The organism is Ekhidna sp. (assembly GCF_964218185.1).
Lineage (GTDB): Bacteria > Bacteroidota > Bacteroidia > Cytophagales > Cyclobacteriaceae > Ekhidna.
This window is the reverse complement of record NZ_CAXPLV010000001.1, coordinates 278,864-293,599: the sequence shown is the minus strand read 5'-3', so window position 1 is coordinate 293,599 and position 14,736 is coordinate 278,864. Positions and strand designations below refer to the sequence as shown.

The window sequence follows — 14,736 nt, the reverse complement described above, 5'->3', positions numbered from 1 at the left end:
TACGAAAAGGAACGCAGGGCTAAATTATAAATTGTAACGCTTTGTTTTATACTTTCTCGATCACGATAGCAGAAGCTCCACCACCTCCGTTGCAAATACCTGCACAGCCAATCTTACCACCTTTCTTGTTTAGCACATTTATTAATGTAGTGATGATTCTGGCACCTGAAGTCCCTAGCGGGTGGCCCATTGCAACAGCGCCTCCGAATACATTTAGCTTGTCGGCATCCAGTCCCAGTTTTTGCTGATTAGCGATAGCAACAGCCGCGAAAGCTTCGTTCACCTCCCAGAAGTCAACATCTTCCTGCTTTACACCGGCATGCGCCAATGCTTTTGGAATGGCAAGGGAAGGGGCGGTAGTAAACCAAATTGGCTCCTGCGCAGCATCGCCAAACCCTTTGATCTTAGCGAGCACAGTCAGGCCAAGCTCCGCTGCTTTCTCTTTACTCACCAATACCAGGGCTGATGCTCCATCATTGATGGTGGATGCGTTTGCAGCTGTGACTGTTCCTTCTTTGTCAAATACAGGTCGAAGTGATGGAATCTTGTCGTAGTTTACATTTCTAAATTCTTCATCCTCATCCATCACGATCGGGTCTCCTTTTCGCTGTGGAATCTCTACCGGTACGATCTCATCTTTAAACTCTCCAGCTTCAGTGGAAGCAGCCACTTTTTTGTATGAATTAATGGCGTATTCATCCTGCGCTTCTCTGGAGATGTTCATTTCCTTCGCAGTGTTCTCAGCACAATTACCCATTGGGAATCCATTATAGATCTCCCAAAGGCCATCATGCATCAATCCATCTACGAGCTGGCCATGACCATACTTGTAGCCAAATCGTGCTTTAGGTACGTAGTATGGTACGTTTGACATACTTTCCATACCGCCAGCTACAACCACGTCATTGATGCCTAGCATGATAGACTGAGCACCCAGCATCACAGCTTTCATTCCTGAAGAGCACACCTTGTTGACAGTTGTACATGGTACATTGTGACCAATGCCTGCACCAATCGATGCTTGTCTTGCAGGTGCTTGACCCAGGTTGGCTGAAATCACATTTCCCATGTAAACTTCTTGTACCTGATCTGCCGAAACGCCCGATTTACTCAAGGCTCCTTTGATGGCGAATGTTCCAAGTTGAGTTGCAGAAAATCCGGCAAGTTTGCCACCAAAACTTCCGATTGGGGTACGAACTGCGGATGCTATGTAAACTTCTTTCATGTTAGATATTTTGTCGTTTGAGATTAAAAGCAATAAAAAGTCCCGAAGGTTCAATTTCGGGACGCAAAGATCGTAAAATCAGATGGGAATAAATAGTCCGGATTTGTTTACCAATCTGGTTTGCCGCTTGGTGGCCGCTTGGTTGGCTTTCTACGCTGATGCTGAAGGTATTTTATTTCACTTTGTCGCATCGCTTCCAGCAGCTGCCTGGCTTTTTCTTCAGTGATACCCATTTCTTCAAGCTTCTCCTTGGTCATTTGTTCTTTAGACTTTTCCTGTTCTTGCTCTTCTCCCTCTTGCTGCTCCTGATTTTGTTGCTCTTCATTTTTCTTTTCTTCATCAGATTTTTGCTGATCCCCGTTTTTCTTTTCTTGATCTTCCTGCTCTCCGTCCTGTTCCTGATCCTGATTTTGCTGCTCCTGCTCTTCTTCTCCGTCTTTATTCTGCTGATCCTGATTTTGCTGTTGTTGCTCCTGCTTCTTTTGCTCATCGAGAAGTTTCTTCACCACTTCGTAGTTGTAGCGGGCTTCTTGGTTTGTTGGATCAGCTTTGATGGCTGACTTCAGCTGCTGTAGTGCTTCTTCAAGTTTTCCGGCATCCTTACTCATCACGCCAAGCTGCTGCAGTGCAATGGATTTCATTTTTTTGTTGCCGGAAGAGGTAAGCTTTCCATAATTAAGCTTGGCACCTGCTGTGTCGTTTAGATGATAGTGGGAGTGTGCTAAATTCAATTTTATGGCTGGGTCATCAACCCCTAAAGAATCATGCAGGATGGTGTATTTGGAAAGTGCTAGTTCGTAATCTTTTGCCAGGTAAGCTGCCTCTGCTTCTTTCTTAAGTGAATTGATTTTAGCGATCTCCTTCGGATCGTTGATTAAAACCGCGAGTATAATTACTAAAAAAGTTCTCATAGTTTTATCAGTTTCACACTAAATACCACATCCATTAGCATCAAAAACAATGCTAAACCCAGAAAATAGAAATAACGATTTTGAGTAGCATCTACTTGCTTGGCATCTCTCATTTCACCTTCTACACCATTGATTGCACTAATCAAACGAGCCACATCGTTTCTTGATTCATTTATTTCGAAATATTCTCCTCCTGTGTTTTCTGCTAGTTCTTCCAATGAGGTGGAGTTTAGCTGCGTGACTACCTCATTGCCGCTCTTATCCGTTTTAAAACCGTTTCTGGTAGGTATTTTACTTCCTTGCTTTGTGCCAACACCTAAGGTGAACAAGGTGATTCCCTCAGATTCCAGCTCCTCAGCGATTTCATCCGTGTTGTCACCAAAATCTTCCCCATCGCTGATAAGAATTGTGATCTTGGATTTTGAACGGGTAATCACTGTGTCATCTGCTATAAGTTTTTCAGTCGCCATTTCGAGGGGAGGCCCAAAGTCCGTTCCAAAGTTTGGGACCATGTCCGTATTGAGAGTTTGGATAAATAGGTTGAGCGCATTATTATCATAAGTCAGCGGACATTGCATATATGCCTCACTGCTAAACATGATCAATCCTATTCGGTCTGAGTTAAAGGCTTCAACGATATTCTTGAGTTCAAACTTCACTTTCTCCAATCTTGATGGTTGAACATCTGTTGCATTCATAGACTGGCTCAGATCAATGCAGATGAAGATATCTTTTCCTACTGTTTTTACTTCTCTTGAAGTATCCCCAAAGCTTGGTCCCAATAATGCAGTGATAATAAGACCGAAGTAGATGGTTCGCAAAATAGTCTTAATTAAAACTCTCCTTTGGGGAAGTCCAAGTCGTTGCGTGGTTCGAATTACTCTCCAAATAAACGCCAGATACAGGAGTACGAAACTTCCTGCGAGCACCAGTTCAAATGCACCTATTGAGTTGACCCATTTCATGGGTGGCAAATCTAACCGATCCATTTAATGGATTAAACCAGTTTTTTATGTATTAACATTTTTTAAGGATGAACTGTAATCAAGTCATTGAGACTTTATAAGTTGTAAATATTGGAAGTAGTTAGATGGAATAAGTAATTTCTTAATTAACTAAATTAGTTATAGATAAATACAAATAATAATGATTTTACACTGTAAATTAAGTAACTAACAGAATAAAATATCGTAATACAAGATTATGTTGTAATTTATGGTAATCTTATTTGCATAATTACGAAATAAAAAATTTGACAATATTTAAAATATTAATTATATTAAATTTTTTATGAGTATTTTTATATAGAACTAGTTGATACAGGCTATCACCGCTATCAATTAAAATATCATTTAAATAGGGAGTGTATTAAATGATATATATTCTTTGAATTGGCTTTTAAGTATGATTAAACGCAATGTTGCTTTTGATTTAGAAAGAATTTAAAGAATCATCACCGTTATTATTGATCTATGTGAATTGTAAAAAATTTACATAAAAACGTTATAACTAAAATAAATATTATGTTTATTTAGTGAAGGAAATTATTGTGCCTTTTTTTGTTAAAAATTAGTATGAAAACACATTAGGTATTTGCTCTATTTTTTTAATTAAAATGCTTTGTGCTATGGAAAGAAGCTTGACTACTGCTAGGATTTTTTGGTTAACAGGAATTCTTTTGATTTTACTTACTCTTCACCCTCTAGATGTTTCTTCCCAAACAATTATCTATTCTGATGACTTTGAAGCGGACTTTGAGGGATGGTCATCAACCAACTGGACACGTGATGCTGATGCCGCTCTAGCTGGGTCAGATGGAAATTATCTACATCCTACTAGTTTCAATCCATACTCATCAAACTTAAATGTGATCACCACTAGCTCGGTTATCGATTTGACTGGTTACTATGGTTTAGTATTAACAGTTGATGTTAGGTACGACACAGATGATTCTGGGGCCGGGCTTTTCAACAATGAGCAGGATGGTTTTAATATTGAGTATTCAGTAGATGGTGGTAGCAACTGGAATCTATTAGGTAGCAGTACTGAAGGATTATCTTGGTATAATGACAATAATGTTACTGCATTAGGTGAGGATGGTTGGGACGGAGATAATGGAGGGTGGGAGAGAGCATCAATAATCTTGCCCAGTACACTTAATGACAATTCGCAAGCAAGGTTTAGGGTTAACTTCCAATCTGGAACCGAGGGAGGCCTAGATGGAGAAACAGTTGGATTGGGTGTTGGTTTTGATAACTTCATCATTACAGGGTATGGAACATCCGATGCAGCTCCGGGCAATGTTTCCACTGGACTATCCCTATGGTTGAAAGCAGATGGACCTATTTTGACGGAAGGAGCAACTGTCGCAACATGGGGAGATATGGCTGCCGGACAAAATCACGCTCGCCAGGAATTCGGAACGGCTTTTAATCCTGGGTATTTGGATTCGGCAATCAACTACAACCCGGTTCTTCAATTTGATGATTCGGATCTGCAGGGTTCAGCGGGGTTTTACACAAGGGAGTTTTTCGTTGTGATTGATCCTGATTTTATAAGCAGTAGCTCAGAGGAAACTGGAGACGTAATTGGCTATCAACCAGGTGATATAGGCAGCTTGGAGCTGGGATCATCAACTACACAGTTTACTGATGAGGTAATCACCCATACTATTTTCCCTGCGGATGGGTATCGTTCAGCATTTCAAGATCCTGGGGGTGATTATGTACTTGCCAATCCGATCATCATTAACGACCGCTGGAATGCAACCGATAATGGCCAATTGCTATATTTAAATGCAGAGCGGGTTGATAATATCGAAGTTGATCCAGATGGAGATTACACGGATTTTGCTGATGGAGCGTACATTTTAGGATATGGTTTTGACTTCACGGATGACTTTCAGGGAGGCATTGCTGAAGTCATTTCTTACAGTGCCAAGCTAAGTGACAGTGATAAGGCGGATGTGGAGACATATCTCGCTATCAAGTATGGAATTACTTTGGATGAAGATCTCGCAAGTGCAACTACTAATTTCGATTATCAGGTAGATGGTTCCACTATCATTTGGCCAGGAACCTCAGATGCCGCTTATCAGACCTACCACCACGATGTTGCAGGAATAGGTAGAAATGTTGCAACACAAGGCCTAAACCAGCAGACGAGCCAAAGCATCAACGATGCTACCATTGTAAGTATGGGAAATGCCTCTGACCTGGATGATGGCGAATACCTGGTATGGGGAAATGATGATGGCGAGAATACGTTCACAACGGATGATGTCATCACCGGAATCACTCATCGCCTACAAAGAATTTGGAAAGTGAAAGAGACAGGAGATGTAGGGACCATTACACTAACTTTTGACATCACGAATCTGGCCGTAGATAAGGACAATACCACACTTAATCTCATTGTGGCGCCAGAGACAGCCACCATGCCTACTGATCTTGGTGATGAAGCGATTTCCACCCTGGTACTTGGAGGGAATGTCACACGGGAAGGGGGCAAGGACCTGCTTTCTTTTGAAAATGTCCATTTAAGTGATGGAGATTTTTTCACGCTGGGCGGTGATGTTCAAACCATCGCTCCTGGAGGAGTTTCGGCCGGGCTCACCTTATGGTTAAGACCAGAAGATGGTGTTAGTGTGAACGCTTCCAATCAGGTAACCAGTTGGGCAGATGTGAGTGGCAATGGTAACGATGCTGATCAAGGTGATAATGCAGAAAAACCAACTTTGCTGGAGAATGAAGTAAACTTTAATGATGCCATTGATTTTTCTGACGACTTTCTTGATGGAGTTGCAGGGTTTAATACACATGATTACTTCATGGTGCTGAAGCCAGACGCTACTGTTCAGGCAGGTAGTGGAAATGGATTTGTTCTTGGTCTTAGAAACGGATCTTTTGATGGGTTGTATCTTGGAATAAATGGGGGAGATACACTTGTGGGGCATGCCGTAAATACCTATCGATCAGCTTATTTAGATGCCGTTGCTAGCATAGAAGGGCCTGTTTTTATATTGAACTCCAGAAATAATGCAGGTGCGACAGGTCAGGATATTTTGATTGATGATGTATTGCGAAGCACTGGCGATGGTGGAACGTTTGCCAATAGATCCAATTCCTATTTTCGTCTAGGTAATAACTTCAATAACACAGATAGTTATGATGGAAAAATAGCGGAAGTGATCAGCTATGACACTCGTCTGAGTGACTCTGATCGACGGGACGTTGTTTCCTATCTGGCCTTGAAATATGGAGTTACATTGGATATTTCCTCTGATCCCTATACTTCTGAAGGTGTGTCAATTTACGATAACACGTCCTACGCAAATGATATTGCGGGTATAGGAATTAATCTTGATCATGGACTGACACAAACTTCCTCGATAAGTGGGAGTAGCGATGCGATTGTAAATGTTGTTGGTGGTTCCAGTTTGGGAAGTGGTGATTATGTTTTGTGGGGGAGTGATGCGACGGATAAAACCCTCGTGCAGTCAACAGAGTTGCCTGCTGCTTTTGAAGAAAGAATGCAAACAGAATGGCAGGTAGACGTTACCGGTTCTCCAGGGCCAGTGACTGTTAAGGTTTATGTGGGTGGAATCACAAACTTCAACCGTAGAGTTAAGTCAGAAGGGATGTATCACCTACTGGTCAATACGTCCAATGATTTTTCTACAATAACAACCTCATATGAAGGCTCCTACTTCTCTGGAGATACCATTGTTTTTGTAAATGTGTCATTTTCAGACAATGATTTCTTTACGGTAAGTGTGCCTGTTGAAGCAAGCCTGCATGCAAATATGTCTTTATGGTTGCGAGCAGATGCAGGTACTAGTACCACAACTCCGGGTGCCGCAGTGACCACCTGGACTGATCAGGCGGGGAGTAACAATGCAACCGGATCAGGAGGCACTCGACCTCTGTATGTAGCCAATGCTATTGGTAATATGCCGGCCCTTGATTTTGATGGGGCTGATGATATCATGGATGGATCTGGTGGATTTTATTCGCATGATTACTTCATGGTTGTTAATCCAGATGTAACCTATAGCTATAATTCCGGGCCAGGAACAGTAGTAGGCTTTGAGTCAGGTCAGTTTACAAGTTTCGCATTGGGAGGCAATGTCACTTCCACATTAACTGATGAGGTAGTGTCACATTTATATCGTGGAAGTGCTGATTATCGGGTTGGGCAGACCAGTACATCAGTAACATATTCGGATGGTACCATCTTTAATTCCAGTGTGAACGGCACTAATGATGGACAAGAAATTTATTCTAATGGAGAGCGAATAGACAATGCAACCAATCCCGGTACCTTTGCTAATTTATCTAATCAGACCTACAGGTTAGGGGATGACCTAGCAGGCTCTGGTGATTATTACAACGGAGCTATCGGTGAAATCATTAGTTTCTCAGCAAGGTTGACAGATAATGAGCGAAGAGATATTACCTCTTATTTGGCTATCAAGTACGGGATTGAACTAGACATCAGTACTACAGGGTACACATACAATGATGGTACAAACCTTTATAATCTAACGAGCTATGCAAATGCGATTGCTGCCATAGGAGCCAATTCCGATCATGGTCTAAGCGTTAGTAGCAATAGGAGCTTTGATGCTTCGGCTATTTTGACAGTAAGCTCACCTTCCAGTCTCAATCACGAAGACTACTTGTTTTGGGGACATGATGGAGGAGTAATTACGTCCACCACTTCAAATCTACCAGCCACAGTCACAGAGCGATCTACACGTATCTGGGGAATAACCGAAACGGGGGATGTTGGCACTGTCACCTTATCCTTCGATCTGACAGGGGGAGGCTATGGAGCCTATGCGCTTACGGATTTTTCTTTGATCATTGATGATGATGCAGATTTTACGAATGGAACAATAAGAATAGCCACTGCTGCGAGTTTTGATGGAACCACTTTGGTTTTTGATAATATTGATCTTTCAGGAGCAGTCAATATTAGCATTGGTACCGGCCGGGATCTTACTACTGATACAGATTCTGATGGTATTCCTGATTACTTTGAAATTGCTTATGGTACGGACGAAACCAATGGAGATGATCCTGTGGTGGATGGAGGAAATGATGATAATGTTGATGGAGCAACACCAAACAAAGGGATCAATGATACCGGTATCAATGGTGATGGCATTTCTGATGCTCTTGAGCAGATACTAATCGATAATGGAGCTACTGGACCTATTTCGAGAATTACGGATACAGATGGTGATGGTATTCCCGATTGGATAGAGGTTGCCTCGGGTACCAATCCATTTAATGGAAACCAACCGATATCTTCCGGTGATGCAGACTCTGATAATGATGGTATTCCGGATGCACTCGAAACTTATATAGGTAATATTGGAGGAGCCGCAAATCCTGATCTTTCCACAGATACGGATAGTGATGGTATACCGGATTACTATGAGGCACTTAATGACACAAATCCTGCAGATGCGGATGATCCGGTAGCACTTGGTGGTTCTGACTCTGATGTGGATGGGATTACTGATGGTCTTGAAGCTGTCTTACTAGCAGGGGGTGCTGATGCACCCATTAATCTGGTTTCAGATATTGATGCTGATGGTATACCAGATTACATAGAAGCTCTCACTGATACGGATCCTTTTGATCCGGAAAGTCCAGGATTGCCTTCTACTGTGGTTAGTCTACGATCTCTTCAGGCTGACTATCAGGTAAGTGGATCAAATTGTCTGGATTTGAATGGGTATCAATGGATTCATGTAGTGGATAATAATGGTGGCCTGGTGTTTTCCATTAATCCAGTGGGGAACAATCTTGGAAGCACCTGTTGGGCAGTGAGAATTTTAAGTGGAGAATCAAATGTGAGAAAGCAGACAGTTGCCGGTGTTCAGGATGAGTTTGTTATGAACCGAAACTGGTGGATCGCTCCAACTACTCAACCAAGTTCAGATGTTTACTTACGATTCTATTCATTAGATGCTGAGCCAATCGATCTTAGAGATGCAGTAGTGGCGGATGGGTATGATCCAAATACCCTTGATGATTTTCAGGCGGATAGTATTCACTTTACCAAAATATCCGGTATTGACGATCTGAACCCATTTGTATCTGGTGGGACACGTACTTCACATCAGCCAATGGTTGCCGATGCTGGTAGTCTGGGTAAGTCATTTACTTTCGGGATATCTTCATTTTCATCATTCGTACCGCACTATAGTCCGGGTAATGATAATGTAGCCTTGCCTGTTGAGCTGAGTTTCTTCAATGGAAGAATGGAAAATAATTTTGTTTCTCTCAGCTGGCAAACCATGAGTGAGCAGAACAATGAGAAATTTATCATTCAGCGAAGTAACGATGGAGTCTCCTTTGATATGATAGGAGAGGTTCAGGGAGCTGGAGATTCGTCCACTCCATTAGACTATACTTTCAAAGATCAGTCACCATCTAAGGGAATAAATTATTACAGATTACTTCAGATGGATTTTGATGGAAAATCATCTACTTCTTCCATCATTGCTGTGGACGCAGATGGATTAGCATCGAGGTGGATTCTTTATCCAAACCCTTCCAGTGATTACGTAAACATTCAAATCGAAGACTCAAAGGCGCTGGAGAATGGATTTAGATTGTGGCTATACGATATGGCAGGAAGGTATTATCCAGTAGATTCATTTGTATTTGGAAATCAAATCAAAGTACCTGTTTCTCAACTGCCGGTAGGTAGATACACGATTAAGATGGAAGTTCTCGGTTATGCAGAGTCGTTTTCTATTGTGGTTAAGAAGTAGTTTAGAAAAGACGAGATTTTAAAATGATGGGATTACCCTGAGAGCTCTCACAAGAGCAAATAATATCCTGATATTTTAGGTAGCTAGGAGTATGAACTTCTGTATCTACATAGTATCGATCACCCTCTCTCATTAATGATTTGATGTTCTTGTCTACTGGATTGAGAAACGTATCTTCAATTAGAGAGCCTATGTAAAATTGCGTGTCTTTGCATGGACTGGAGGTGTCAAGCCAAATTTTACTCCCTTCCTTTTGGGTGGTAATCGTTATGGCTTCTTTCTCTTCGCCATTAATTAGGTATTCGACTGTACCGATACCTACATGCCCATACCCATAGTTGATGACAGCCTTCGACTGACTGTTGGAATAGAATAGTTTGCGGGGGCCATGGAGTTTGTCATTCATGTATGAAGTAGATGCATACAGGTTTCCATTTTCATAAAACTTTTCAGAAACTCCCTCACGCTTTCCATTGACATAGGGCATGGCAAGGAGAACTGTCTCACCATCATCATGATACAAGTAGGAAGTGCCGTGCTTGATTCCCTGATTGTAATTGACAACAGTTTTCAATCGCTGATCCTTGGTGTATTGCCTAACTTCTCCATGTTTTACTTTCTTTTCAGGGACCACCGCTTCTTCATTGTTACTTCCAACCAATTCAGAAAGATCGATATAGACAGAGCTCATACCGAAGAGGCTGAGGATTACAAGCGCTATTAAAATTTGGGTTTTGTTCATGTGAAATATTTATTCTGAGAAATTACTAAAGAATTGAATGAACGAAATGGATTTTTGACGGTAACTTTTATATTTGCACTCCTTTTGAAGGATGTACCTCGTTTACGGGCTGCATTCTAGAAAAGTTTTGATGCAGATGAGTGTCAAAAATGAGCATTAGCTAATACCACGGAGAGGTGGGTGAGTGGCTGAAACCACATGTTTGCTAAACATGCGTGCGAGAAATCGTACCGGGGGTTCGAATCCCCCTCTCTCCGCTGATGGTTCGCTAGCTCAACTGGATAGAGCAACTGCCTTCTAAGCAGTAGGTTCCAGGTTCGAGTCCTGGGCGAATCACATAAACCCCGCAATTGCGGGGTTTTTTTATGCAATAAAGTGGGCGAGAAGCCTGTCCCGCACTTGATGCGGGAAGTCCTGGGCGAATCACTTAAAAACCCTGATAGAAATGTCAGGGTTTTTTGTTTTATAACAAAGAATTGGGATACCTAAATTTTAACACCGAAAACCTCCATAGGCACTTGTTTACCTTTCAAGGTCATCTCACCAAGATTTCGAGTTTCAAGCTTTTCCGGAAGTTGATTTTTTAATTCCTCCGAAATGATAAGTATTTCATCGTGAGTATTGCAAAGTGCCTGAATACGGGCAGTAGTGTTCAACACATCTCCACTAAACACAATTTCCTTTTTCAAAGCTCCAATCTCGCCGGTTGTCACCTCTCCCAAATGCATGCCAGCCTTAAATCCCGTCTCAATGCCATGTTGCTTTTCAAACTCACTAAGGAGGGTCTTCATGCTTTCCTTGACACCTTTTAAACAATTGATGCAGTTGTTTTTATTAAGACCCAAATCCTCTTTCCACGAAACAACCACTTCATCTCCTATGTACTGATACACTTCCCCCAGATGATTGATGATAGGATCTGTCATGGAATCATAATATTGTTGCAGGAAATCGAAGTATTTGATGTGACCTAGTTTTTCCGCAATGGTGGTAGAATTTTTCATATCTAAAAACATGAAAATGCGCTTTTCTACTCTGGGCTTGTGATACCTCCCTGTGAAAAAATTGATCATCACCTGATGCCCCAGATTCTCACTTATGGCGGCATATAGCAAGCTCAAGATCAGGTGAAATGATAGCTGGATCATGGTGTTGATAAACACGATGCTCTGAAAATATTGTCCAGTCTTGTTCCAAACCTGTGGATTCAAAAGCGATGTACTATGTTCAATAGCCGAAGCTATTGGAAAGAAAATCGCTTGGAGAGCGATCATCAGTGTCAGGTAGATCAAAAATTTATATCCAACCTTGCGAGCAAAGCTGAAGTTTCGAAACCTTCTTTCAAGTATCACTAGCTCAACGGTCCCTACCAGCAGCCCTACAATTGTAACTGCAAGGCTTGCAAAAATGAAAACCGGAAGAGTCAGGGTAATAGCCGTTTCAGGGTTTAGGTTTTGATTGCCTGTCGCTACTGTTTCAGCAATAAGAAAAACCCACCCCGTCACTAACCAGATAATCCCAAATGGTATGATCCGGCTGATGTTACGTTTTTGTTTTGGGCTGAGCAAAAGGGTATTCGATGTGATGTACGGCCAAATTTAAAATATTTAAGAGGGTTTCCTACTCCATCGATTTCGCATAAGCCAGCAAGCGAAGAATATCTACAGTTGTTCCCAGCTCCCATTGCATGGTAGAGATTATGCTGTGCACAGCAAGAAGCTCTCTGTGAATAGGGGTTTTTTCATTCAATTTTTGGCCTAGAAGTTGTTTCGCCTGGTCATAGCCTGATCTGGAATATGCGTTTAGAACTGCCACAGCATTTTCCTCGGCAGTGATTGGTCTTTGTTTAGGCTTATAGCCCATTACCTCGATCATGGATTCAGCCAGGGCCCAAGTAGACCAAGGATTTTGACCAGTCACAATACGCCCATCTACCACCACATTTTCAAGATACATCGCACCTTCTTTAAAGGTAGCACCCGATTCAATTAGTTTATCCTGTAATAGGAATGGAAATATTTCCGGCGCATCGGGAATGAGGAAAAGCTCTTCTTTATTAGTAAAGCTACTGACGGTCTTTTCAGTCAAGAGAGCACGACCATCGCTAAGCGTAACATTGACCAGGGCCGCCGGCCCATGACAAACAGCACCCACAACTTTATCACTTTCATAGAGTTCACGAACAAGCTTTTGGATTGAGGTGTTGTTGGGGAAATCATACATGGCTCCTTTTCCACCCACAAAATAGATACCTTCATAATCCGATGGGTTTATATCAGCTAAAGCCAATGTGTGTTTGACTTTGTGCTGAGCATCGAGATCGTTCATGAAAGCATAATCATATTCGGCTACATCGTCATCATCTATGACCACTGGCGGTTGGCCCCCGATTGGACTCGCAATATCCACCTCAAAACCATTGGCCATAAAAACATAATAGGCTCTCGAGAGTTCGGTGAGTTCATAACCTGTGGATTTACCACTGGTACCCATTTCTGCAGTGCTAGTCACTATTGCAAGGATTTTTCCTCGGTATTCAACTGAGTCCTTATTCAAATAGGGCAGATTGGAGGGGATGGTTTGGGTAACATCTGCATTTATTGGTTGGTCGGCTGCTATTAGCCCCATGAACCAATAGCCAAAGGCTACTAATGATAAAAGAAGGGTAAGAATGGTAATAGCAGACCATTTGATGATCTTTATTGTTTTTGACATTGATACGTTTTAGTAATTGATTATGTCTGATGAGAAACAGAGCTTACTAAAAGTTACAAGTCAGGAAATTCATTTTTGACTATAGATAGGCGTATTCAAGATTGTTATTTAGTCTGTCATAATCATCCGAACCAAACCAAGATAGCTGCCAAAAAAACGTTGAAGTTGAGCTTCATTGGTGGAGTTGATTTGCATAGTAAAAACCTGACCTGAATCCGGATGATAGAATCCCGCAGTATTGTATCCCGGAAAGAAGCCTGAGTGTCCGATGAATGTTCCTAATCCTGGGAATACATACTTTATAACCCCAAGCCCATACTGGCCATTGATTTCCGGGGCATTTGCATAGCTAAAGAATTCATCTCCAAGCTCATCCATGTCGAAGACCTCTCCCTCATATAGGCTCTTGAGCAGACGTGCATAGTCTGAATTTCTGTATGCGTATCCACCACCGGTCCACTCAAACTGCATGTTGTTTTGAGCCTTACCATCTACCAAAAAAGGAGCTCTGAATCCAAGTGCATAATCAGAGCCTTCTGTATAGTACCCTTGTGCCATATTGGGGATTGTAGAATTATTTGTTGGAGAGAAGGTGGTGATGTTGAGTGGCTTCAATACCCGATTTTCTGCTTCTTGATAAAAGGTATTACCTGTGACCTTTTCAATGATCATTCCAAGGAGAATATAGTTAGTATCGGAATAGGTAAATCCTTCTCCTACTGCGAAAGGAGGTTCATCATCCAGTACATAAGACAGTAGCTCCTCCGGTTTCCAGATCTTTGAAGGGTCAACAGCCAGATCGTTAAGAAAGGCTTCTTTGAATTCATAGCGAATGATACCCGATGTGTGTTGAAGGAGATTTCTAACCGTGATTTCTGCTGCGTTAGCAAGTCTGGAATACCAAATATTGTCACCAAGATATCTAGAAACCTTATCGTCAAGAGCAATACTTCCTTCACTCACGAGTTGCATGATGACCGCCGAGACAACCGTTTTTCCGGTGCTGCCACCGTGTAGTTTATGATCGGTGCTCATGGCAATGTTATTTTCCTCGTCAGCCATGCCACTGGCAAATGCTCTAACATTTCCATCCGTGTCTATGTATGTAAATACAACCCCGGGAAAACCAGCTGATTTTTGAATACTATCTAGAGCAGCTTGAATTTCTTTGTCAGATTGCCCGAATATTAGGAATAGAATGCAAGTTGATGCGAAGAGCGAGAGTAAATAGTGCTTTTTCATTTTAGTTTTGAGTAAGTGATTTCTAGTCAAAAGATCACCTACTTCTCGAATTCCTACAAGTAAGAAGTGGATGGATGGTTAGAAAAGTGGATGAGGACTTGAGTTTATT

General features: G+C 41.8%; 8 protein-coding genes and 2 tRNA genes. 3 read left to right on the top strand and 7 right to left on the bottom strand.

Translation table 11 applies throughout. The features are described 5' to 3' along the window. Positions 1-46: 46 nt before the first annotated feature. From ACEQZT_RS01395 to ACEQZT_RS01385, 3 genes are all read right to left on the bottom strand, one after another. Positions 47-1,225, bottom strand: coding sequence for an acetyl-CoA C-acyltransferase (locus ACEQZT_RS01395; RefSeq protein WP_370086487.1), 1,179 nt, complete (start codon positions 1,223-1,225; stop codon positions 47-49). A gap of 107 nt (positions 1,226-1,332) precedes the next feature. Then, positions 1,333-2,136, bottom strand: coding sequence for a hypothetical protein (locus tag ACEQZT_RS01390; RefSeq protein ID WP_370086485.1), 804 nt, complete (start codon positions 2,134-2,136; stop codon positions 1,333-1,335). Then, positions 2,133-3,125 (bottom strand): VWA domain-containing protein, encoded by a 993-nt coding sequence (locus tag ACEQZT_RS01385; RefSeq protein WP_370086484.1) that lies wholly within the window; start codon positions 3,123-3,125, stop codon positions 2,133-2,135. Before ACEQZT_RS01385 ends, ACEQZT_RS01390 begins: the two co-directional genes overlap by 4 nt. Before the next feature lie 638 nt (positions 3,126-3,763). On the opposite strand from ACEQZT_RS01385, the gene ACEQZT_RS01380 reads away from it, so the two are divergent. Continuing rightward, positions 3,764-9,928, top strand: a complete 6,165-nt coding sequence (locus ACEQZT_RS01380) for a hypothetical protein (protein WP_370086482.1) — start codon at positions 3,764-3,766, stop codon at positions 9,926-9,928. A 1-nt stretch (position 9,929) separates the two neighbouring features. Here ACEQZT_RS01380 and ACEQZT_RS01375 read toward each other — a convergent pair whose 3' ends face one another. Beyond that, positions 9,930-10,670, bottom strand: a complete 741-nt coding sequence (locus ACEQZT_RS01375; protein ID WP_370086480.1) for a toxin-antitoxin system YwqK family antitoxin — start codon at positions 10,668-10,670, stop codon at positions 9,930-9,932. Positions 10,671-10,840: 170 nt separating this feature from the next. Here ACEQZT_RS01375 and ACEQZT_RS01370 point away from each other — a divergent pair. Further along, positions 10,841-10,927, top strand: a tRNA-Ser gene (locus ACEQZT_RS01370). A 5-nt stretch (positions 10,928-10,932) separates the two neighbouring features. After that, positions 10,933-11,006: transfer RNA gene (locus ACEQZT_RS01365), tRNA-Arg, on the top strand. 149 nt (positions 11,007-11,155) lie between these two features. Here the strand turns inward: ACEQZT_RS01365 and ACEQZT_RS01360 are convergent. The 3 genes from ACEQZT_RS01360 to ACEQZT_RS01350 form a co-directional block, all read right to left on the bottom strand. Beyond that, a complete protein-coding gene (locus ACEQZT_RS01360) occupies positions 11,156-12,238 on the bottom strand; it encodes an adenylate/guanylate cyclase domain-containing protein (protein ID WP_370086478.1) in 1,083 nt (360 codons plus the stop codon). Positions 12,239-12,290: 52 nt separating this feature from the next. Then, on the bottom strand, positions 12,291-13,385 hold the full coding sequence (locus ACEQZT_RS01355; protein WP_370086476.1) for a type 1 glutamine amidotransferase domain-containing protein: 1,095 nt from the start codon (positions 13,383-13,385) through the stop codon (positions 12,291-12,293). A gap of 108 nt (positions 13,386-13,493) precedes the next feature. Next, positions 13,494-14,627, bottom strand: coding sequence for a serine hydrolase domain-containing protein (locus tag ACEQZT_RS01350; RefSeq protein WP_370086474.1), 1,134 nt, complete (start codon positions 14,625-14,627; stop codon positions 13,494-13,496). Between the last annotated feature and the right edge of the window lie 109 nt (positions 14,628-14,736).

Excerpts from the sequence above, each read along its gene's own strand:
- ACEQZT_RS01395 (WP_370086487.1), bottom strand. The coding sequence starts at position 1,225 with ATGAAAGAAGTTTACATAGCATCCGCAGTTCGTACCCCAATCGGAAGT.
- ACEQZT_RS01355 (WP_370086476.1), bottom strand. The coding sequence starts at position 13,385 with ATGTCAAAAACAATAAAGATCATCAAATGGTCTGCTATTACCATTCTT.
- ACEQZT_RS01390 (WP_370086485.1), bottom strand. The coding sequence starts at position 2,136 with ATGAGAACTTTTTTAGTAATTATACTCGCGGTTTTAATCAACGATCCG.
- ACEQZT_RS01385 (WP_370086484.1), bottom strand. The coding sequence starts at position 3,125 with ATGGATCGGTTAGATTTGCCACCCATGAAATGGGTCAACTCAATAGGT.
- ACEQZT_RS01375 (WP_370086480.1), bottom strand. The coding sequence starts at position 10,670 with ATGAACAAAACCCAAATTTTAATAGCGCTTGTAATCCTCAGCCTCTTC.
- ACEQZT_RS01350 (WP_370086474.1), bottom strand. The coding sequence starts at position 14,627 with ATGAAAAAGCACTATTTACTCTCGCTCTTCGCATCAACTTGCATTCTA.
- ACEQZT_RS01380 (WP_370086482.1), top strand. The coding sequence starts at position 3,764 with ATGGAAAGAAGCTTGACTACTGCTAGGATTTTTTGGTTAACAGGAATT.